Source organism: Williamsia muralis, assembly GCF_002735905.1.
Classification (GTDB): domain Bacteria; phylum Actinomycetota; class Actinomycetes; order Mycobacteriales; family Mycobacteriaceae; genus Williamsia; species Williamsia muralis_A.
Genome location: NZ_PEBD01000010.1, coordinates 1,542,697 through 1,563,570, shown reverse-complemented (window position 1 = coordinate 1,563,570; position 20,874 = coordinate 1,542,697). Strand labels below are relative to the sequence as shown.

Below are 20,874 nucleotides of genomic sequence, written 5' to 3'. Positions count from 1 at the left end.
ACCGTGAAGCGGTCGGCTGTCAGCCCAGCGGAGCGGTGCGCGCGTTGGGGTCCATGTTGGGCGGTGGCCCGGCGGTGTCGTCGCCCGGCGGCCGTGGTGCGTTCGCGGCTCCCCTGATCTGCTGAGTCGGATCTTCGGTGACACAGTACATATTCACCGGAACCGAGCTCTCCAGGATCTGGGTCGGCCGCTGCGGCATCGTCGGGTACTCGCAATACGGCCGCGGATAGATCGAGCCGAAAGCCCACCACGCTCCGTCGTGGAACATCGCCTGCGCGGTGGTGGCACCATCACGGATCGACGGGAGCAGGTTCACCATCGCGGGAGCACGGAGCGCGCCTTGCTGGGCGATGTCGAGGAACTGTTTGAGCACATCGGTCAGCGGATCCTGCAGTTGATTGAGTGAGCCCGCCAGTGTCGTCAGCCGCGCCGGCCCGGTACCGAGGAACGTACGCAGTTCGTTGTCCGAGGCCACCAGGGCGTCGATAAGCCCGCTCATCCCGCCGGTGAGCCGGCCGAGATCGGGCTGAATGTCTGCTGTGGTCTCCAGGATGGTGCCGGTGTTCTGGATCAACGTGACCGTCTCGGGCAGCACACGGTAGAGGTCAGCGAAGATCACGCCGCCGCTGTTGAACAAGGCGCGGAGCTGGTTCTTGCCACCGGCGTCGAGTGCGATGTCGAGTTCGTCGATCGTCGTCTTCAGCTTGACCGGATCGATCTGTTTGACCACTCCGACCGTCGACTCGAGCAATTTCGGGAAAGCAACCGTCGACGAGGTCTGAACCGACGAGATCTTGTCGCCGTTCGAGAAGTACGGGCCGTCAGAGGTGGGGGGCTGAAAGTCGACGTACTGCTCGCCGACCGCCGAGAGCCCGAGTGCCTTTACCTCGGAATCGGTGTTGATCTTGTACTTGCTGTCGATCGTTACCTTCACCTCGACAGAGGCCGGGGTGACCCGAACAGTGTCCACCTCACCGATCCGCGAGCCCCGGAGCGTGACCTCGGAAGTCTCCTGAACACCTCCGGAGTTCGCGAATTCGACTGTGAGCGAATAACTGTCGTCGAACGGACGCCAGCGAAGCACACCCAGCGTGAGATAGCCGAACCCGATCACCATCACCAGGATCAAGGCGAGGTTGGACAGCAGGATCCGGTGAGTACGGAGAAATGTCATCATCGTCCCCTCACCCACAACATCCGCGGGTTCCGGTGAGCCGGGCGAGAACTCGGGTGAGCGTCTGGTTCAAGCTGTTGACACCCTGATTGAAATCCTCCATCTCCGGTAGCCGGCTACCCGAGTCGAAACCGAATCCTGGTGACAGATACCAGAGCCTGGCGCTCACGGTGGCCGCCGTGCCTGGGGTGGCGTCGACCCACTTCGGAGTGAGGACACGTAGCTTGTCGGCCAACGGACCGAGTTCTCCGACGGCTTCGCCCAGGGCATCGATGTCCACCAGCAGGTTGTTGGTCATCTCCGCCGCGTTCTCGGTCTGGGTGTCGAGGAAATCGTTGAGCGCATCGGTGACCGTGCTGGTCTTGTCCAATGTTGTGACCAGTGCCGGGATCTGCCCGTTGACCACGTCCAGTGCAGGGCCGACCGTGTTGATGGAGGCGACCAGCTGTTCCCGTCCGTTCGACAGGTCTTCGGCCAGTCCGTTGAACGATTCGAGTGCGGTGTCGAACTCGACGGTGTTCTGGGCGAGGCGGCTGATGCCTGTGGTCATGCCCTCGATCACGCCGGTCAGCTCCGGCGCCTTGCCGCCGAGCGCATCCGACAACTCGTTGATGATCTCGGTCAGGTTCTTGATGGAGCCACCGTCAACGAATGCGGTCGCGGTGACCAGCAGATCCTCGACGGTTGCGGCCTCGGACGTTTCGCCTGACAGTTCGTCGCCGGGCGCCATGGACCCTTGGGTGTCATCACCTTCCGGTGGCTTCAACGCGACGAACACGTCACCGAGAGGTGTGCCCTGACGGAGTTCGGCCCCGGTGCCCACCGGCAGCGTGATGTCTTTGCGGATCTTCATCGTGACGTCGGCCGCGTAGTTGTTCGCCGAAATCGATTCGACCAGACCGATGTCGTTGCCGTTCAGTTTCACCTTTGCCTGCGACGGCAGGTTCAGCGCGTTGCCGAACGAACCCTTGATCTCGTAACCGTCACCGACCCCTCCCGGCGCCGGCAGCGGGATCTGGTCGATCGTCAGGCCGGGGATGGAGCCGCAACCGGACAGCAACATCGTCGCCGCCAGGCCCGCCACCACTGCTCCCCTGACCTGCATCGCCGATCGTCTGTGCGTCATTTTGTCATCTCCACCAGCGCCGAGAACACACCCAGATCGGGGCCGAAATCCTTCAATTTGCCGGTTCGGCAGCCGTTTTCCTGCAAGTTGATTGCTTCACAGAACGTGGACAGGAGTTCGGTGTCGAGCAACGACTTGTCGATCAGCAACTGGGCGCGCCACGCTCTCTGCTCCACCGATACCGAGTTGGCCAAGTTGTCGAAAGCCAACGGCGCGACATCGATCGTGTCGACCAGCTGACGCGAGTAGTCACTGAGATTGCTGATCAGTGCGGCGAGCCGGCCCATCGAGCTGTCGACGACGTTGACGTTCCCCTCCATGAAGGTGGCGGTGTTGTTCAATGTCTGGTTCAGCGCCTGCATGGTTGCCTGCAGACCCGGCGACTGGTCACCCAGCATCTGCGAGACCTGGGTGATGGCCGACGAGAACGCCGTCATCTTCGGATAGTTGTCTACCAGCGCCGTCGTCAGAATCGAGATCTTCTTGATCATCTCGACGAGTGCATCCCCGTTGTCGACGCCGACTTGCGCGACCTTGTTGAGTTCTTCGAGCGCAACGGCCATCCGCTCGCCGTTGCCGCCGAAGATCCCCGACGAGATCGTCAGCATGTCGCCGAGCGGTCCACTGCCATCCGGGTCTGCCTGGAACTCCTCCACGAGGTTGTCCACGGTGTCGAAGAGCTCTCCGATCTCCACCGGGCTCTTTGCATTGGCCACGGTGTCACCGTCTTCCAGCTTCGCACCTTCGGTGTACGTGGGCGACAACTCGATGTGGCGGGTGGTCACCAACGAGGTGTTGATGATGGCGGCGGTGGCGTCTGCCGGGATGGGTATCGAATTGTCGACGGTGAACTCCACTTTGACCCGGTCGCCCTGAGGCGTGATCGACAGGACCCGACCCACGGGCATGCCCAACACATCCACGTCGTTGTCGTTGTAAAGCCCTGCCACACTGTCGAAGTAGGCGGTCAGCTTGATCGACTCGCCCGCTGCGTGGCGCCATTCGGCGGGAATCAGCGTGCATCCGGTGCCGAGAAGTGCGGTGGTGATGAGCAGAGCCGTCATCACCACAGAGCGGCGTATCGTGCTCGCGCCCCGGCGCGAGACATGCTGGGTGCTCAACATCCGTCGACCACCCTCGCCGCGCAGAGCCAGTTGTCGGGGAAGATGCCCCACGGGAGGTAACCCATTGCGTAAGGACCGGATCCGGTGGTGTTGGCGATCGCCCGGACGGTGAGCGGCAGGACCTCGAGCATGTGACGGAGGTTGTCGCGGTTCTTTTCCATACCCTCCGAGATCGTGTTGAGGTTGGCGATCAGGGGCGCGAACTGATTGTTGTTCTCCGCGCCCATGGCTGACATCTGGTTCGACAGGTCCGCGACGCCATCGAGCATCTTGATCACCAATTGCTGCCGGGTGGCGATCTTCTGAGCCAGCAGCTGGCCCTGACCGACGATCACCGACAGCTGATACTGGCTGCTGTTGACGATCTCGGTGACGGAATTGGTGTCCTTGATGAGCAGGTTGATCTGATCACTGCGGTTGCTGATCACCCTGGACATCTCGGTCAGGGAATCCAACGTGGTGCGGGTGATCCCCGGCGCGCCGGCCAACTGTTTGTTCAGCGCATCCACACTGTCGCTGAGGCTTTCGGCGTTCACCCCCGACAGGATCGGGGTCCCACGCTCGATGGTCTCCTGCAGGTCGTACGGCACCTGGGTGCGGGCGATCCTCAAGCCACTGAGTCGAGCCGTCGATTCACCGACCTTGATGTCGACGTAACGCTGTCCGAGCAGCGTCGAGAGCTTGATCTCGGCGGAACCGTCCGACATCACCTCGACGTCCTTCTCGACCTCCATGGCCACTGCGACGTGGTCGCCGGCCAAGGTGGTCTTCGAGACCTCCCCCACGTCGATGCCGGCAACGCGAACCTTGTCACCGGGGCGGATACCGCCGGCCTGGGAGAAGTCGGCGGTGTACTCCCGCTTACCGATTCCCGACTCCGAGATCGCGAACGTGGACACCACGATCAAGACCAGCACCACCGACCCGATAGCTCCGAGCCAAAAATATCGATGCTCGGACCAGCTGCGGCGCAACATGTTCGACTTCACAGCATGTGCCTCCCCGGGGCTCATCGGCACACCACCGAGTGCTGGGTGCCGCCGATCTGGCTGATCAACCCCGGCGGGAAGAGAACACCACCGATTGATACGTCCAGTTCGCAGGCGTAGATGTTCAGGTAGGCGCCCTGTCCCATAACCATGGGAAAGTGCACCAGGAACAGCGGCAGATCGATTGCCAGCTGGTCGAGTTTGGACCCGATGCCGATCATCCGGCCGGTTGTGTCCCGCAAGCTCTGCCCGAGTTGCTCGGCATCAGGACGGATCCGGCCGAGCAGCCCACCGAGGCGGCTCGTCGCGTCACCGATACTGTCAACCGAGGCACCCAGCGACGTCGAGTTGCCGTTCAGCCCCTCGATCAATCCAGCGAGGTTCTTCACCAGTACCTGCATCTGATCGCCCTGCGAGCTGAGGTCTCCCATCACCGCGCTCAGATTGGTGATGAGGGCTCCGATGACCTGATCTCGATTTCCGAAGTCTGCGGCCAGCTTTCCGATCTGTTCGATCGTGTAGCTGAGCGATACCTGGTTGCCCTGGAAGGTCTGCACAAGACTCTCCGACAGCTGGTTGACCTGCTCGGGTTCGAGGGTGTCGAACACCGGCTGGAAGCCCGCGAGCAACGCCGAGACGTCAAACGAATCCTGTGACGGTTCTTCGAGGGTGGACCCCGGCTCGAGCTTCTTCTGTTCTGCGCCTTCGACGAGGTCGAGTCCCAGATAGCGCTGTCCGATCAGGTTCTGGTAGCGGATCGACGCCTGCGTGTTGGAGAAGATGGTCTGGTCGGTCTGCAGGTCGAACGTCACCTTGGCCCGGTTTCGATCGAGGGCGATGTCCGAGACGCGGCCGACCCGGACCCCGGCCATCCGCACGTCGTCACCCGAGTGCAGCCCCGAGGCATCGCTGAAATAAGTGGTGTATTCGTTGGTCTGACCCGGCACTGCTCGTTCCAGCGTCGACCAGATCGTGTACGTGAGCAGTAGCGCCAGCACGGCGAACAGGCTGAACCCGATGAGAGGCTTGCGGTAACCCATCAGCCCTCACCGCCGGTGTTCTGCTGTACCCGCACCGACTGGACCAGCGGGCCGAGCATCAGTGTGTCGGCTGCCGAGGGTTCGCGATCGAGTGCTGCGCGCAGCGTCTCGTTGTCGGTGCCCGTCGTGACCGCCCTGGGAAGTGAGGATTCGTTGGTGTTCGTCCCGGTTTCGGCTCCGGCGGGCCGCACCACAAGGGGTCCGGAGTTCGTCGGTCCGGTACCGGTCCCGGGCCCGGTACATCCCGGTCCCCGGGTGATGCCGTACTCGCCACCGTTGTACACAGGGCAGTTCTGTCGGTTGTACTGCAAGAACGGGCTGAGGCTGACGCCGATGTTCAACTGCGGCTTCCCATTTGTTCCGGTGAAAACGGTCAGGACCTTGCCGGCCAGCTGGTTGAGTGCACGGATGCCGCCTGGGAGCGCCTCTGAGTCCACGGCCACCGCACCGGTCATCGTGTTCAGGTTCTGCACGATCTGTATGCCCGAATCACCGTTGCGCGCGAACAACTCCTGGATCCGGTCGATCATCGACTGGGCCGCGGTGAGCGTGCTCGCGAGGTCGCGTTGGCGTTCGATGATCGTGATGGACGGGATCACCGCACGCCCCATGGTGTCGAGTAATTGAGGTGTCGATTGTTCGATCCCCTGCATGGCCCGGTTGAAGTTGTCGAATCCGGGAGGTGCGCCATCGGGGAACTGGGCATTGATCTGCTGCCAGTACTGGTTGAGTGTGCCCACGAAGGCAGAGAACACGTTTCCACCGCCACGCAGCGCATCGGCGATGGTCCCGAGGACGCGACCGATCTCCTCCGGCGGGACGGCGACGAAGAGCTCGCGTAGATCGTTCTGCACGGTCTGCAGGGCGATGGTCTCCTTGGACTCGTCCGCGGTGATCTTGCTCCCGTTCGACAGGTGTCCCTTGGGATCAGGTGGTGCGATGAGTTCCACCGAGTTGACGCCGAACAGGTTGCTGGGCACCGTTCGTGCCGTCACGTTGGCGGGTACGCCCTGCGCCTGCTCAGGGGCCACCTCGATGAGGACGTCGGACAGGTCGTTGTTCGCGGTCTCGATCGACGTGACGCTGCCGATGATGACACCGTTGTACCGCACGTCCGCCTGGCCCGTGAGACCGTCGCCGACGTCGTCGAGCGTCGCCGTCACCTCGAGTTTCTCCTCGAAAGTGCCCTGGTACCTGAGCATGAGGACGAACAGGATCAGCGCGAGCGCGACAACAAATGCGACGCCGCGCAGAAAGTACTGGGTCACAGACGGATTGCGTCCGGTCGTGTCGACGAACATGCGTTACCCCGAAATCCTGATGCCGGGCGACAGGCCCCAGAAAACAAGTGTCAGAAGAAGATTCGCGAACACCAGCACGATGATCGACAGCCGAATTGCGTGGCCGGCTGCCACCCCCACACCCTCTGGCCCGCCTGATGCGAAGAAGCCGTAGTAGCACTGGATGAACGTCGTGAGCAGTACGAACACCACAACCTTCATCACCGAGAACACCATGTCCTTGGACAGGATGAACTGGTAGAAGTACGACAGGTATGCGCCGCGGCCCTGCCCGCTCTGCACTTGGAACATGAGTTGGCAGGCCAGGTAGTTCGCGGCCAGCGACACCGAATACAGCGGGATGATGGCGATCACGGCGGCGATCATGCGGGTGGTGACGAGGTACGGCATCGGCCGGATCGCGATCGATTCGAGTGCGTCGATCTCCTCGCTGATCCGCATCGAGCCCAATTGAGCGGTGAATCGACACCCGGACTGCGCGGTGAAGGCGACCGCAGCCAGCAGGGGTCCCAATTCGCGGGTGGTCGCGAATGCCGAGATGGCGCCGGTGACCGGCGACATGCCCAACAGGTTGAGGGCTGTATAGCCCTCGATACCCACGGTTGCACCGCCCATGATGCCGAGCAGGATGATCACGCCGATCGTTCCGCCGCCCACAACGATGGCGCCGTTACCCCAGGTGACGTCGGAGAGCAGTCGCCAGATCTCTTTGCTGTAGTGCTTGAAGGCAATCGGGACCGCACCGACCGACCGGACCAGGAAGGTGACCTGATGGCCCATCAACACCAATGTGTCGCGGGGTGACTGATAGACCTTCTTGCCCCATTCAATTGGCTTGAGGGCCGGCGGCGTGTACTTGGAGGCGACCATCAGACCACCCTGGCCGGGACGACCACCGCAAAGATCTGGGTGAGGATGACGTTGACCGTGAACAACAGGATCACGGAATTGACCACCGCCGCGTTGACCGAGTTGGCGACACCTGAGGGTCCCCCTTTCGTGGTGAGCCCGCGGTCGCAGGCCACCACGGCGACGATCGCGCCGAAGATCACTGCTTTGGTGATGGCGAACGCGAGGTCGGCCGGGGATGCAAAGGACGCGAAGGTGCCGGTGTAACTACCCGGCGTACCTCCCTGGAAGTAGACGTTGAAGACGTAGCCGGTGACGAAGCCGATGAAGCACACGAATCCGCAGAGCAGAAAACTCACGACCATCGTGGCCAGCAGTCGCGGCGAGATGAGCCGCTGGGTGGGATTGACTCCCATCACCCGCATCGCGTCGATCTCATCGCGGATGGTTCGCGAGCCCAGGTCGGCAGCGATGGCCGACCCGACCGCGCCGGCAAGCAGAAGAGAGGTGACCAGCGGAGCGCCCTGCCTGATCACGCCGAGACCGGTTGCCGCGCCCGAGAACGAGGTGGCACCGATCTGGTTGGCGATGTTGCCGACCTGGATGGAGACGATCACACCGACCGGGATGGCAACCAGAAGAGTGGGGATGACGGAGGTGTTGGCCATGAACGCGCATTGGCGGATGAACTCACCGAATGGGAACCGTCGCTTGACGATGTCGACGATCAGCACCTTGAAGACCTCGAGGAACAGCGTCATCTGCCGCCCGAAGGTCTCGAACGATGCGATCACGTGGCCGCGGAACCAGCGCTTGGCGGGCAGCATTGCACTACGAGCCGAGGCTGTTCGCCTGCTGCGTGACGCCGCGGTTTCTGTACTCACACCCTGCCTCAGTGATCCCCGTCATACGCCACCCTGCGTATGAGTTCGCTCATAGTGCCATATAGCTAAACGAAATCGCCGACGAACCAACGTTTCCGACCCGACACGATGTTCTTTCGTCCCACCGCTGCCGTACGCAGCGACGATCGTGTTCACCACGATCTGGAAGCGCGCGTGCTCACATTAGCCCAAAAGCTCTCGCAGTCCTACCATTGCCGTGATTTGTCGTTAACTTAAGCCGTTTCGGCGTCGATCCGCGCGGTCCACATCATGGACGCGCCGGGAGACCACCACGGCGTCGCGGATGGATAGCACCTACGGTTTAGAGGTGACCTCCCTACCGGTATGGGCGCCGACGGCGCAGCAGATGCGAGTGACGATCGACGGCGACATCCATTCGATGCGCGAGACCGGGGATGGCTGGTGGGAAAGTCCTGTACCTGCGTCGCCCGGCGCCCGCTACGGCTATCTCATCGACGACAGCACCGACCCACTCCCTGACCCTCGCTCGCCGCGACAACCCGATGGCGTCCACGGACTGTCCCAGGTGCACGAGATCGACCCGGACATCTGGTCTGATTCGGACTGGCAAGGCCGGCCCGTTGCAGGCGCAGTCATCTATGAATTGCACGTCGGCACGTTCACTGCCGACGGCACCCTCGATTCTGCGATCGCCAAACTGGACCACCTGGTGGACATCGGCGTGGATTTCGTCGAGCTGATGCCGGTCAACACCTTCAACGGCACCCACAACTGGGGCTACGACGGCGTCGGCTGGTACGCGGTACAAGAGACCTACGGGGGTCCCGACGCTCTCGCTCGCTTCGTCAATGCCTGCCACCTGCGGGGGCTCGGCGTGATCATCGACGCGGTGTACAACCATCTCGGTCCGTCCGGCAACTACCTTCCGAACTACGGCCCGTATCTCACCGAAGGTGCCACCTCGTGGGGACAGTCGGTGAACCTGGACGAAGCCGACTCCGACGAGGTCCGCGAGTTCATCCTGGGTTCGGCACTGCGCTGGCTCGAGGTGTTCCATGTCGATGGACTGCGACTCGACGCCGTGCACGCCCTGGTCGACCGCACCGCGCTGCATCTCCTCGAGGAAATGCAGATGCGTACCGACACCCTGTCACACCGGGTCGGCAGGCCGCTGTCCTTGATCGCGGAGAGCGACCTGAACGATCCCAAACTCATCACCTCCCGCAATGACGGCGGGTATGGCCTCGCCGCCCAGTGGAGTGACGACGGCCACCATGCGATCCACACCACCGTGTCGGGGGAACGACAGGGTTACTACGCCGACTTCGGCAGTCTCGAATGCCTGTCGAAGGTTCTGCGAGAAGGCTTCTTCCACGCCCTCACCTACTCGTCCTTCCGGCGGCGCAGGCACGGCAGGCCCATCAACCATCAACGGGTGGTCACCACGTCGCTGGTGGTCTATACCTGCAATCACGACCAGATCGGTAACCGCGCGATCGGCGATCGGCCCTCGCACTACCTCGATCCGGGCCAGCTGGCGGTGAAGGCAGCGCTGGTGCTCACCTCACCGTTCACGCCGATGCTCTTCATGGGTGAGGAGTGGGCAGCCAGCACCCCGTTCCAGTTCTTCACCTCCCACCCCGAACCAGAACTCGGTGAGGCCACGGCGAACGGCCGCAAGGCCGAGTTCGCCGAGCACGGGTGGGATGCGGCCGACGTGCCTGATCCGCAAGACCCGGAGACCTTCTCGCGGTCGAAACTGAACTGGGACGAACTCACCGAGCAGCCACACGCCGCGTTGCTGGGGTTCTATCGCGACCTGATCACGCTCCGCAAGAGTCAGCTCGAGTACTCCGACGACGACTTCGACTCGGTCGCAATCGATTTCGACGAAAGCAACACCTGGTTCGCTATGCACCGTGGAGCACTCTCGACGATCGTGACCCTGACCGAAGCGCCCGCGGAACCACCGTTCTCGGGCACCGTTCTGCTCGCATTCGAGAACGGCGTGTCCGATGGGATCGAACCGGGCAGGAACGTCACGTCACCGACCCTGGCCGGGCACAGTGTGCTGATCATCCGGCGCGACTGACGTAGCGCGGCCTCATCTGACTGCCCGACAGGCGGTCAGGTGAGGTAGCGGTATGCAGGCGAACCCGGTTCGAGCCGTTCGCCTTTGAGTCGCGAAGCGTCCATCCGGGCGAGCAGCGGGCCGAGACCTTCCGGTGCCCCGAGTTCGACACCCACGAGCGCGGCTCCGGTCTCACGGTTGTTCCGTTTGACGTACTCGAACAGGGTGACGTCGTCGTCGGGTCCGAGGACTTCGTCGAGGAACCGGCGAAGGGCACCGGGCTCCTGCGGGAAGTCGACCAGGAAGTAATGCTTGAGGCCACGGTGGACCAGTGAACGTTCGATGATCTCGCCGTACCGCGACACGTCGTTGTTGCCGCCGGAAAGCAGGCACACCACGTTCCAGCCGGGTTCGATCGGAAGATCTTCGAGTACGGTCGCCGCGAGTGCCCCGGCGGGCTCGGCGATGATGCCCTCGTTCTGATAGAGCTCGAGCATCGCCGAACAGATCGCACCCTCGTCGACGTGTGTGATGTGCGTGGCTCCGGCGAGCAGTTGCTCGTGCCCTCGATGCACGGTGCCGGACGGTGGCAGATCGGGATGCTGGGCCACCGTTGCCCCGGCGTCCGCCATCACCCGATGACCCAGTGCACCAATGCGTTTGACGGCAGCACCATCGACAAAAGGGTCGATGTCGGTCAGGGTGACCGGGCCGCCCTCGACAAGAGCGGCCGACATCGACACCGCACCGGTGGGTTCCACCCCGACGATACGGACCTGCGGGCTGTGCGCACGCAGATACGTCACCATGCCTGCGAGCGCCCCACCACCGCCGACCGGTATCACCACCAGGTCGGGGGTGACGCCGAGTTGCTCGACGATTTCCTTGGCGATGGTGCCTTGACCTGCGGCCGTACGAGTGTCGTCGAACGCGTGGATCCAGGTCGCGCCGGTCTCCAGCACATCGGCCTGCGCAGCCGCAGCCGCGGCATCATAGGTGTCCCCCACCGCGATCAGCTCCACGAAAGCGCCTCCGTGCCAACGGATACGGTCCCGCTTCTGCTTCGGCGTGTTCGTGGGAACGTAGATACGACTGTGGATCTGCATCGTGCGCGCTGCGTAGGCGACGCCCTGGGCGTGGTTGCCCGCGCTCGCCGCCACCACACCGGCGGCACGCTCGGCCTCGGTGAGAAGCGACATCACGTTGTAGGCACCGCGGATCTTGTACGAACGGACCGACTGCAGATCTTCCCGTTTGAGGTAGACCTGTGCGCCCGTGTTCGCCGACAACCGCTCGCTGAGCTGCAGCGGGGTCGCCACCACCACGTTGCCGATTCGCTCCGCCGCCGCCTCGATCGCATCGGCGTCCAGATCGGGAGCGGCGGCGTGCGGCGTCGGGTCAGTGGTGTGTCGTGTGGTCACGTTCCCTATGGTCTCACTGAACTTCCAGGGAATTACTCAGCGGGTTCGAGCACGAACACCGGGATCTGCCGATCGGTCTTCTCCTGGTATTCGGCATAGGGCGGGAAAGCTGCGACGGCGCGCTCCCACCATTCGGCCTTCTCATCGCCGGTGACCTCGCGGGCGACCATGTCCCTGACCACCGTGCCGTCACGCAATTCGACATGTGGATTGGCCACCACGTTGTGGTACCACACCGGGTTCCTCGGTGCGCCTCCGAGAGAGGCGACTGCGGCGTACTTTCCCTCGTGCTCCACACGCATCAGAGGGGACTTGCGGAGCTTGCCGGACTTGCGACCCACCGACGTCAGGACCACCACCGGCATACCGTTGAGTTCGTTTCCCTCGGTTCCGCCGGAGGCCTCGATCTTCTCGGTCTGCTCGCGCACCCAATTGCTGGGACCGGGTTCGTACTCGCCCTGAAGTGGCATCAGCTTTTCTTCTTTCCGGTGGAGAGATTACGGTTCGAGCAGCTACAACCTCGAGATTGCGGGGGGTTATTCCCCCGGCAAGGTCAGGTAGCCAGGCAGGAGGGCCCCAACAGCGCCTTGAGGTCACCCATCAGAGCCGACGTGGGGTTGACCCTCAGTTGGTCGTCGAGTTTGAGGGTGGTGGCCTTGTCGCCGCTGATCAGGCGCACGTGCACATCGGCGGTGCCGGGATGGCGCACCAGTACCTGCTTGAGCGCACTGACGCGGTCCGCGGTACACAGCCTGGTGGGCATCGTCAGGGAGATCGGCTTCCCGACGCCCACGTGAGACAAGTCCGGAACCGCGAGGTCGTTGGCGGAGATCATCATGCTGTCGTCGCGCAGATTGACCCGTGCCTTCACCAGCACCACCGCGTCCGAGGCGATGTCCATGCCGTACGCCTGGTAGGCGCGCGGGAAGAAGTAGACCTCGACCCCACCGACCATGTCCTCGATCTGCACCACCGCATAGGACTCGCCTTTTTTGTTGACACGTCGGGTCACCGCGGAGATGATGCCGCCGATCACGATCTGGGCCCCGTCCTTGACGTTGCCCTCGAGGAGCGAGCTGATCGAGGTATCGGTCTGGGCAGAGATGACGTGCTCGACACCGTTGAGTGGGTGGCCGGACACGTACAGTCCCAGCATCTCTCGCTCCAGCGCGAGCTTGTGCTTGGTGTCCCATTCCTCGTCGGGGACCTTGACGGCGAAGGCGTCGTCGGTCATTGCGCCGCCGTCACCGCCGGCGTCGCCGAACAGGTCGAATTGGCCGACGGCTTCGGCTTTTTTGGTACCCAGGACAGCGTCGACCGCATCGGCGTGGACCAGGAACAACCCTTTACGGGCGTGACCGAGCGAGTCGAAGGCACCTGCTTTGATGAGCGACTCGGTGACCTTCTTGTTGCAGGCCGTGACGTTGATCTTGGCGAGGTAGTCCGAGAAGCTCGAGAAGTTCGACTTCTCTTCGCGCGCAGCGAGAATCGAAGCGACCACTCCGGTTCCGACGTTGCGCACCGCAGCGAGTCCGAATCGGATGTCGTCACCGACGGCCGCAAAGTTCTGCTGAGAGTGGTTGACATCGGGCGGCAGCACCGTGATGCCGAGGCGCCGACAGTCGGCCAGGTAGATCGCGGCCTTGTCCTTGTCGTCGGCAACCGACGTGAGCAGACCGGCCATGTACTCGGCCGGGTAGTTGGCCTTGAGGTAGGCGGTCCAGAACGACACCAGCCCGTAGCCGGCTGCGTGCGACTTGTTGAAGGCGTATCCGGCGAACGGGAGGATGGTGTCCCACAGTGCCTTGATCGCGGCTTCGGAGAATCCGTTGTCGAGCATTCCCTGTCGGAAGCCGGCGTAGGCCTTCTCCAGCTCGGACAGCTTCTTCTTGCCCATGGCGCGACGGAGCAGGTCGGCCTGTCCGAGCGAGTAACCGGCGACCTTCTGGGCGATCTGCATGATCTGCTCTTGGTAGACGATCAGGCCGTAGGTGTCGGCCAGGATCTCCTTGAGCGGGTCCTCGAGCTCGGGATGGATGGGGGTGACCGGCTGCCTGTTGTTCTTGCGGTCGGCGTAGTCGTTGTGGGCGTTCATGCCCATCGGGCCGGGACGGTACAGCGCGAGCACCGCAACGATGTCGCCGAATCCCGTGGGCTGCATACGTTTGAGGAGCTCACGCATCGGCCCGCCGTCGAGCTGGAACACGCCGAGGGTGTCTCCCCTGGCGAGCAACTCGTAGGTCTTGGGATCATCCAACGGCAACGAATCCAGGTCCAGATCCATGTTGCGGTTGAGCTTGAGGTTGTCGATCGCGTCGCCGATGACCGTGAGGTTGCGCAGCCCCAGGAAGTCCATCTTCAACAGGCCGATGGCCTCACACGAGGGGTAGTCCCAGCCGGTGATGATGGCGCCGTCCTGCGGACGCTTCCACACCGGGATCGCCTCGGTCAGCGGTTCGGACGACATGATCACCGCGCAGGCGTGCACACCGGCGTTCCGGATCAGCCCTTCGAGCCCCAGTGCGGTGTCGTAGATCTTCTTGACATCGGGATCGGTCTCGATGAGCTGGCGTACCTCGCTGGCCTCTTTGTACCGATCGTGTGTGGGATCGGTGATGCCCGCGATCGAGATGTCCTTGGCCATGATGGGCGGCGGCAGCGCCTTGGTGATGCGGTCGGCGATGGCGTATCCGGGCTGACCGAACTGGACGCGGGCGGAGTCCTTGATCGCGGCCTTGGTCTTGATGGTTCCGAACGTGATGACCTGGGCGACCTTGTCGCTACCCCACCTCTCGGTGGCGTAACGCACCATGTCGCCGCGGCGGCGGTCGTCGAAATCGATGTCGATATCGGGCATCGACACACGCTCGGGGTTGAGGAATCGCTCGAAGAGCAACCCGTACGGGATCGGGTCGATGTTGGTGATGCCCAACGCCCAGGCCACCAGCGAACCGGCGGCCGAACCACGACCGGGCCCCACCCGGATGCCGACCTCGTTGGCGTGCCTGATGAGGTCCCCGACCACCAGGAAGTACGCGGGAAAGCCCATCTGGATGATGACGTCCAGCTCATAGTTCGCTCGCTCGAGGTATTCCTGCGGCACCTCGCGGTCCGGGAACCGCCGGGTCTTGAGACCTTGGGCCACCTCTTTGCGCAACCACGTCTGCTGCGTTTCGCCCTCGGGCACCGGGAACACCGGCATCCGGTCACGGTGTTCGAACACCTCGGCGTAGCTCTGCACCCTCTCGCCGATCAGCAGGGTGTTGTCGCAGCCGCCGGGCACCTCTTTGTCCCACAACTCGCGCATCTCGGCGGCCGACTTGAGGTAGTAGCCATCGCCGTCGAACTTGAAGCGCGTGGGATCGGACAGGGTCTTGCCCGTCTGCACGCAGAGCAGGGCCTCGTGGCTCGCCGCGTGGCCCTTGGTGACGTAGTGGCAGTCGTTGGTGACCAACGGCGGGATCCCGAGCTTGCGGCCGATCTCCAGCAGCCCGTCGCGGACCCGGCCTTCGATCTCGAGGCCGTGTTCCATCAATTCGAGGAAGAAGTTCTCTTTCCCGAAGATGTCCTGCCACTTGGCGGCGGCTTCGAGCGCTTCACGCTCGTGGCCGAGACGCAGACGCGTCTGGACCTCGCCGGACGGGCAGCCGGTGGTAGCGATGATGCCCTCGGCGTGAGCCGCGATCAGCTCGGCGTCCATACGTGACCACTTGCCGAGCTGGCCTTCGATGGATGCCAGCGACGACAGCTTGAACAGATTACGCAGACCGGTGGCGTTCTCGGCCACCATCGTCATGTGGGTGTAGGCGCCCGAACCCGAGACGTCGTCGCCCTTCTGCTCTCGACTTCCCCAGAGGACCCGCTTGGTGTTGAAGCGCGACTCGGGCGCGATGTAGGCCTCGATACCGATGATGGGCTTGACCCCCATGTCGGTGGCGACGTTGTAGAACTCGCTGCCGCCGAACATGTTTCCGTGGTCGGTCATGCCGATCGCGGACATCTCCAACCTCGTGGCCTCGGCGATCATCGGTTTGACCTTCGCCGCCCCGTCAAGCATCGAGTACTCAGTGTGGTTATGCAGATGCACAAACGAATCCGACACGCGTCGCCTCTCATTTCGAACTCTCGAACGCCTGCGCCGGCCACCGGAGACGGGGCCGTGACGCAAGGTCTTCAGTCTAGGCGGGGGTACCGACGCCGGCGGGCAGGCGCGTCCGACGCCTCCCGTAGTGGTGACGCATGGTGCAGATGTGACAACTCAGGCCACGAGCAGGATGGCGATCAGTATCGCGATCGCAACCACCACCAGTCCCACGAGCAGCGCGATCATCACCGCATTGGAACCCGACGGCGCACCGGTGTCGTGTCCGGCAGTGCCTTGGCCTGCCTGCGGGTGCACGGACCTTCCATGAGCCGTCGGGGCCGGGGTTTGCTGGAATCCCTGATCGTACTGCTGGGAGACGAGATGCTGCGCGGGCGGTGACGGCTGAAACCGCTGGTGGGTCGGGGGCGTTCCAGAGTCAGGGCGTGCGACGGGCATCGGAGGTGGCGTGGAGGTGATGGGTCGGCGTGCCGCTTGGGCCGGGTACCCGACGGGCCCGTTTGCCTGCCGCAACGCGGACTGCAACGCATCGGTGAACTGGCGGCAGTTCGCGAAACGGTCATCGGCTTCCTTGGCCATGGCCTTCGCGATCACCGAGTCGACGGCAGGCGGCACCGAAGGAATCAGTTCCGACAGCTTCGGGACCGGCTTGCTCAGATGACCACTGATCGCGTCCGCCGTGCTGTCGCCACGGAAGGGCACTCGGCCTGCGATCAGATGAAAGACGGTGGCGGCCAGCGAGTACTGGTCGGTGCGCGGATCGACGGGCTGACCCTTGAGTTGTTCGGGTGAGGCGTACGACAGTGTCGCCAGGACAGTGCCCACCACGGTCAGCGACTCGGTTTCGTTGGCTGCCTTTGCCACGCCGAAATCCGTGAGCAGCACGCGCTGCTCGTCATCCTGGAGCGAGTAGCGCCGCTCGATACCGTCGCCGTATTCGTCGCTCTCCACCTCCGAGAGGAGGATGTTGGCCGGCTTGATGTCCCTGTGCAACAAACCCTTGCGATGGGCGTAGTCGAGTCCTCTGGCGATCTCACCGGCGATCCGCACCACGCGCGCAGGGGGCAGACCGACGTCCGAACCGGCCTTTTCCTGTGCCCGATGCAGTTCCTGCGCGCAGTCGGTGCCGGGGACGTACTGCATCGCGATCCACAGCATGCCGTCGTCGCGGCCGCGGTTGTAGATGGTGACGATGTTGGGATGGTCCAGTCCGGCCGCGACTTCGGCCTCGCGCAGGAATCGCTTGCGGAACTGTTCGTCGGCGCCGACCTGCTCGCCGAGGACCTTGATGGCATCGCTGCGGGGAAGTTCGGGGTGTTTGGCCAGGTAGACGGCGCCCATGCCGCCACTACCGAGAGCGCGCTCCACCCGGTACCCCGCTATCCAGGATCCCGGCTGCAACATGATCTCCCCTAACCGGCCTCCGTCCGCGGAGGGCCGTCTTCGGAAGACACCATATAACGACCTAGGCGGCCGGGACCTCGCCATCGTCGGGCCCCGGACCGACCACCGTGGTGGCCGAGGGCAGCAGCGGGATGACGGTGAACAAGCCGGCGAGCGCATCAGGGGGCAGTGCCTGGACCGCGCGAATACCCGGTTTCCCAGCGATCGATCGGAGTTGCGCGACGTCTGCCCTCACGACGATTCCGATCAGGCATGAGCAGCTCGCCTGCAGCCGTCGCGCCGCGACCTCGTTCACCTGCTCGGCCCTCGGCGTACCGGGTGTCCGACTCGTCACGGCCTGCGCGCCCACCTGCACCGACGCCGCGAACGACTCGCTGGTGTTGCCGGTCGGCACCACCACGGTGGGCGTCTGCACGCGATCGATCGGCACGTTGAAGATGTTCTGCGACAGCATGACCCGTTGCCTGGAACCGACCAGATCCCACGCTGCACCGACACTCACCGGCGCCGACAACGAAACCATGGCCCAGCGTGCCGAGTCCGGCGAACTCGTCCCCTCAAGCGACTGCGCGGCCCGAACGATGTAGTCCGACACCTGCTCGCCATTCTCAGGACCCAAGATGTCGGTGGTGACCGGGGCGGACGGCGCAGGATTGAGCCGCCCGACCACATAGAGGCCGCCGACGACGAACACCAGGACGGCGACCGCCAGGACGGTGGTGCGAGCTGGGACCTTCACCTGCTAGCCGGCACGCAATTCATCAAGTGCATGCTGCAAGTCGTCGGGGTATGGGCTGGTGAACTCCACCAAACGACCGTCGGAGGGGTGGGCGAACGACAGGGCGCGAGCGTGCAGCCATTGGCGCTCCAGCCCCAGCCGTTTGGCCAGTACCGGATCGGCACCGTAGGTGAGGTCGCCGCAGCACGGATGATGGAGAGCCGAGAAGTGCACTCTGATCTGGTGCGTCCTCCCTGTTTCCAGATGAACGTCGAGAAGGCTTGCCGCGCGGAACATCTCGATGGTGTCGTAGTGGGTGATGCTGGGCTTGCCCGCCGCGGACACCGTGAACTTCCAGTCGTTGCCACGACTACGACCGATCGGGGCGTCGATGGTGCCGGTGGGCGGGTCCGGATGACCTTGCACCACAGCGTGATAGCGCTTGTCCACAGTTCGCTGTTTGAACGCCCGTTTGAGCAGTGTGTAGGCCCGTTCCGACGTGGCGACGACCATCACCCCGGAAGTCCCGACGTCGAGGCGGTGCACGATGCCCTGCCGTTCGTGCGACCCCGATGTGGAGATCCGGAAACCTGCGGCAGCCAGTCCGCCGATCACCGTAGGTCCGGTCCATCCCACCGACGCGTGTGCCGCGACGCCGACCGGTTTGTCGACCACCACGATGTCGTCGTCAGAGTAGATGATCTCCATGCCCTCGACCGGCTGCGCCTCGATGGTGAGCACGCGGGCCGGTGCCGGTAACAGCACCTCGAGCCATTGACCGCCGACAAGCTTGTGGGACTTGCCGACCGGCGAACCGTCGACGCTGATGTCCCCGTCGTCGGCGAGTTGAGCCGCCACCGTCCTCGACAATCCGAGCATGCGGGCAACGCCTGCGTCGGTGCGCATTCCGTCGATCCCATCCGGGATCGGCATCGACCGTGATTCACGCATCGGGTGCCTGACGGTCGCTCTGCGCCGAGCCGGTCGCGGTGTCGGAGTTGGAGTCGGACCGGGCAGGGTCGACGGCGTCTTCTGCTCCGCCCGAACGCGTTCCGTCGAACTCGAATCCGAACAGGGTGAGCACCACCAGACCGATCGCGCCGCACACCACGGCGGAGTCGGCGACGTTGAACACGGGCCACCAGCCCACCGACACGAAGTCGACCACATGGCCGCGCAGCGGGCCTGGCGCCCGGAAGATGCGGTCGATCAGGTTACCGAGAGCACCGCCGAGCACAAGACCGAGACCGAGCGCCCACCAGATCGATCCGAGCCGATGGCTGTAGCGGATGATGCCCGCGACCACGGCGAGCGCGATCAGCGTAAGGATCCACGTATAGCCGGTGGCCATCGAGAATGCGGCGCCACTGTTCCGTACGAGCTTGAAGGTGACGGTGTCGCCGATGATCTCCACCGGGTCGCCGGGTTCGATCAGGGCGACCGCGACGATCTTGGTGATCAGATCGGCAACCAGCACGGTGACCGCCACGACCAAGAGGATCAACCACATCCTGGGACGGGTGGGGTTGCCCGACGTGCTGTCGGCCGGGTTGTCCGACGGGGAGGGCTCGTTCGACGGTCGGGGTTCGCTCGACGGTCTGGACCCTTTCTCGCTTGTCACCTGTCCATCATCCATGACCCGGTCGATACGCTGGCTGCCGTGTCCCATCCAGCTCTCGCCCGCGCCACCTCCGGCCCCCTGTCGTCCCGTCTGCTCAACACGCCGGTTGTGATCTCGGCGGTGACGGTTGTGGCGATCGGGCTCGCCGGCTGCGGTTCCGATGACGAACCGCCGCCTCCGCCGCCGTCGGGGTGCGCCACCGATTCGACGGCCGGTTCCAGCTCTGCGGCGCTCTTGCCGGTGCCTCCGGCGAAGGTCACGGTGGAGACGAACGGCGCCGAGCCAAGGTCGGTGCCGGTGGCGGGATTCGATCGCGGGACCGCGCAGTCGGCGAAGTTGGTCACCACGTCGACGTTTGCTTCGGCGAGCGGGCAGCAGGATGCCGAGTCGGGCGCGACCACAGTGGATCTGCCGATGACGGTCAGGGTCAATTGCACGGACGCAACCGACATCGATCTCCGGATCGGAGATGCAGGTTCCCCCGACACTGCCCTGGACCAGGCGCTCGAGGCCCAGAACGGCTCGCGGGCGGGCATGAGCATCGGGCCCGGCGTGGCGCCCATCTCGCTGCGGATCCTGCCTACCGAGAAAGCCGACGACAGTGCCCGTCAGGCCGTCGAAGAAGCGCTGGTCGCGACGCTGCAGCGGTCTGTGACCCTGCCGACCGAGCCGATCGGGGTCGGGGCGCGCTGGCAGGCCGTGCGGACGGTGAACGCCGGGGCGACGGTGCGTCAGACGATCACCGCCACTCTCACCGCCCGCGAGGGCGAGCGGCTGACCATCGACTACAGCATCGACGAATCGCCCACCGACTCAGCGTTCCGGCTCCCCGATGGTGGGGTGTTGACCATCGACGCCTACTCGATGACCGGGGCCGGTTCAGTGGTGATCGACCTGGCCAGGGGCGTGCCGGTTTCGGGCCAGCTGAAGATCTCAGGGGGCCGGACCCTCGTCGGCGCCGAGGGAGCACAACCGTTCAGTCAGCTTCTCGGGTTCGATTCGGCGTGGTCGCCGGCCAACTGACGCCGACACGAAAAAGCGCCGCAGACGTTAGTCTGCGGCGCTTCT

The 20,874-nt window shown here is 63.9% G+C and carries 17 protein-coding genes; 2 read left to right on the top strand and 15 right to left on the bottom strand.

The genetic code is table 11. The features are described 5' to 3' along the window. Positions 1–19 precede the first annotated feature (19 nt). The 8 genes from CSW57_RS20855 to CSW57_RS20820 are packed head-to-tail and all read right to left on the bottom strand — an operon-like array spanning position 20 to position 8,430. Positions 20–1,174: an MCE family protein gene (locus CSW57_RS20855; protein ID WP_370624013.1), complete on the bottom strand. Its 1,155-nt coding sequence runs from the start codon at positions 1,172–1,174 to the stop codon at positions 20–22. Between the two features lie 10 nt (positions 1,175–1,184). Continuing rightward, positions 1,185–2,300: an MlaD family protein gene (locus CSW57_RS20850; RefSeq protein ID WP_099384353.1), complete on the bottom strand. Its 1,116-nt coding sequence runs from the start codon at positions 2,298–2,300 to the stop codon at positions 1,185–1,187. Further along, positions 2,297–3,424 (bottom strand): MCE family protein, encoded by a 1,128-nt coding sequence (locus CSW57_RS20845; RefSeq protein WP_099384352.1) that lies wholly within the window; start codon positions 3,422–3,424, stop codon positions 2,297–2,299. The genes CSW57_RS20850 and CSW57_RS20845 overlap by 4 nt, the downstream gene beginning before the upstream one ends. Further along, positions 3,418–4,437, bottom strand: coding sequence for an MCE family protein (locus CSW57_RS20840; RefSeq protein ID WP_223249373.1), 1,020 nt, complete (start codon positions 4,435–4,437; stop codon positions 3,418–3,420). The genes CSW57_RS20845 and CSW57_RS20840 overlap by 7 nt, the downstream gene beginning before the upstream one ends. Beyond that, a complete protein-coding gene (locus tag CSW57_RS20835) occupies positions 4,434–5,453 on the bottom strand; it encodes an MCE family protein (protein ID WP_099384351.1) in 1,020 nt (339 codons plus the stop codon). The genes CSW57_RS20840 and CSW57_RS20835 overlap by 4 nt, the downstream gene beginning before the upstream one ends. Next, positions 5,453–6,754, bottom strand: coding sequence for an MlaD family protein (locus CSW57_RS20830; RefSeq protein WP_099384350.1), 1,302 nt, complete (start codon positions 6,752–6,754; stop codon positions 5,453–5,455). The genes CSW57_RS20835 and CSW57_RS20830 overlap by 1 nt, the downstream gene beginning before the upstream one ends. Positions 6,755–6,757: 3 nt before the next feature. Next, entirely contained in the window at positions 6,758–7,624 is an 867-nt protein-coding gene (locus CSW57_RS20825; RefSeq protein WP_099384349.1) for an ABC transporter permease, read from the bottom strand. Next, the gene (locus CSW57_RS20820; RefSeq protein WP_099384348.1) at positions 7,624–8,430 is read right to left on the bottom strand and encodes an MlaE family ABC transporter permease; all 807 of its coding nucleotides are present in this window, start codon (positions 8,428–8,430) and stop codon (positions 7,624–7,626) included. Before CSW57_RS20820 ends, CSW57_RS20825 begins: the two co-directional genes overlap by 1 nt. A 385-nt stretch (positions 8,431–8,815) precedes the next feature. On the opposite strand from CSW57_RS20820, the gene treZ reads away from it, so the two are divergent. Next, complete coding sequence (gene treZ, locus CSW57_RS20815) at positions 8,816–10,561, top strand: malto-oligosyltrehalose trehalohydrolase (RefSeq protein WP_099384347.1); 1,746 nt, start codon at positions 8,816–8,818, stop codon at positions 10,559–10,561. Positions 10,562–10,596: 35 nt separating this feature from the next. On the opposite strand, the gene ilvA is transcribed toward treZ, so the two are convergent. From ilvA to lspA, 7 genes are all read right to left on the bottom strand, one after another. Further along, positions 10,597–11,970: a threonine ammonia-lyase IlvA gene (gene ilvA / locus CSW57_RS20810; protein WP_099384346.1), complete on the bottom strand. Its 1,374-nt coding sequence runs from the start codon at positions 11,968–11,970 to the stop codon at positions 10,597–10,599. Positions 11,971–11,993: 23 nt separating this feature from the next. Beyond that, complete coding sequence (locus CSW57_RS20805) at positions 11,994–12,431, bottom strand: nitroreductase family deazaflavin-dependent oxidoreductase (RefSeq protein WP_099384345.1); 438 nt, start codon at positions 12,429–12,431, stop codon at positions 11,994–11,996. 83 nt (positions 12,432–12,514) lie between these two features. Then, complete coding sequence (gene dnaE / locus CSW57_RS20800) at positions 12,515–16,063, bottom strand: DNA polymerase III subunit alpha (RefSeq protein WP_099384344.1); 3,549 nt, start codon at positions 16,061–16,063, stop codon at positions 12,515–12,517. Positions 16,064–16,219: 156 nt separating this feature from the next. Beyond that, on the bottom strand, positions 16,220–17,467 hold the full coding sequence (locus CSW57_RS20795) for a serine/threonine-protein kinase (protein ID WP_099384343.1): 1,248 nt from the start codon (positions 17,465–17,467) through the stop codon (positions 16,220–16,222). A 61-nt stretch (positions 17,468–17,528) separates the two neighbouring features. After that, positions 17,529–18,206: a hypothetical protein gene (locus CSW57_RS20790; protein WP_099384342.1), complete on the bottom strand. Its 678-nt coding sequence runs from the start codon at positions 18,204–18,206 to the stop codon at positions 17,529–17,531. Between the two features lie 3 nt (positions 18,207–18,209). Next, on the bottom strand, positions 18,210–19,136 hold the full coding sequence (locus tag CSW57_RS20785) for an RluA family pseudouridine synthase (RefSeq protein WP_030172828.1): 927 nt from the start codon (positions 19,134–19,136) through the stop codon (positions 18,210–18,212). Next, the gene (gene lspA, locus CSW57_RS20780; protein ID WP_099384341.1) at positions 19,129–19,821 is read right to left on the bottom strand and encodes a signal peptidase II; all 693 of its coding nucleotides are present in this window, start codon (positions 19,819–19,821) and stop codon (positions 19,129–19,131) included. The genes CSW57_RS20785 and lspA overlap by 8 nt, the downstream gene beginning before the upstream one ends. 24 nt (positions 19,822–19,845) lie before the next feature. Here lspA and CSW57_RS20775 point away from each other — a divergent pair, with 24 nt between their 5' ends. Beyond that, complete coding sequence (locus tag CSW57_RS20775) at positions 19,846–20,829, top strand: hypothetical protein (RefSeq protein ID WP_099384340.1); 984 nt, start codon at positions 19,846–19,848, stop codon at positions 20,827–20,829. Positions 20,830–20,874: the final 45 nt, after the last annotated feature.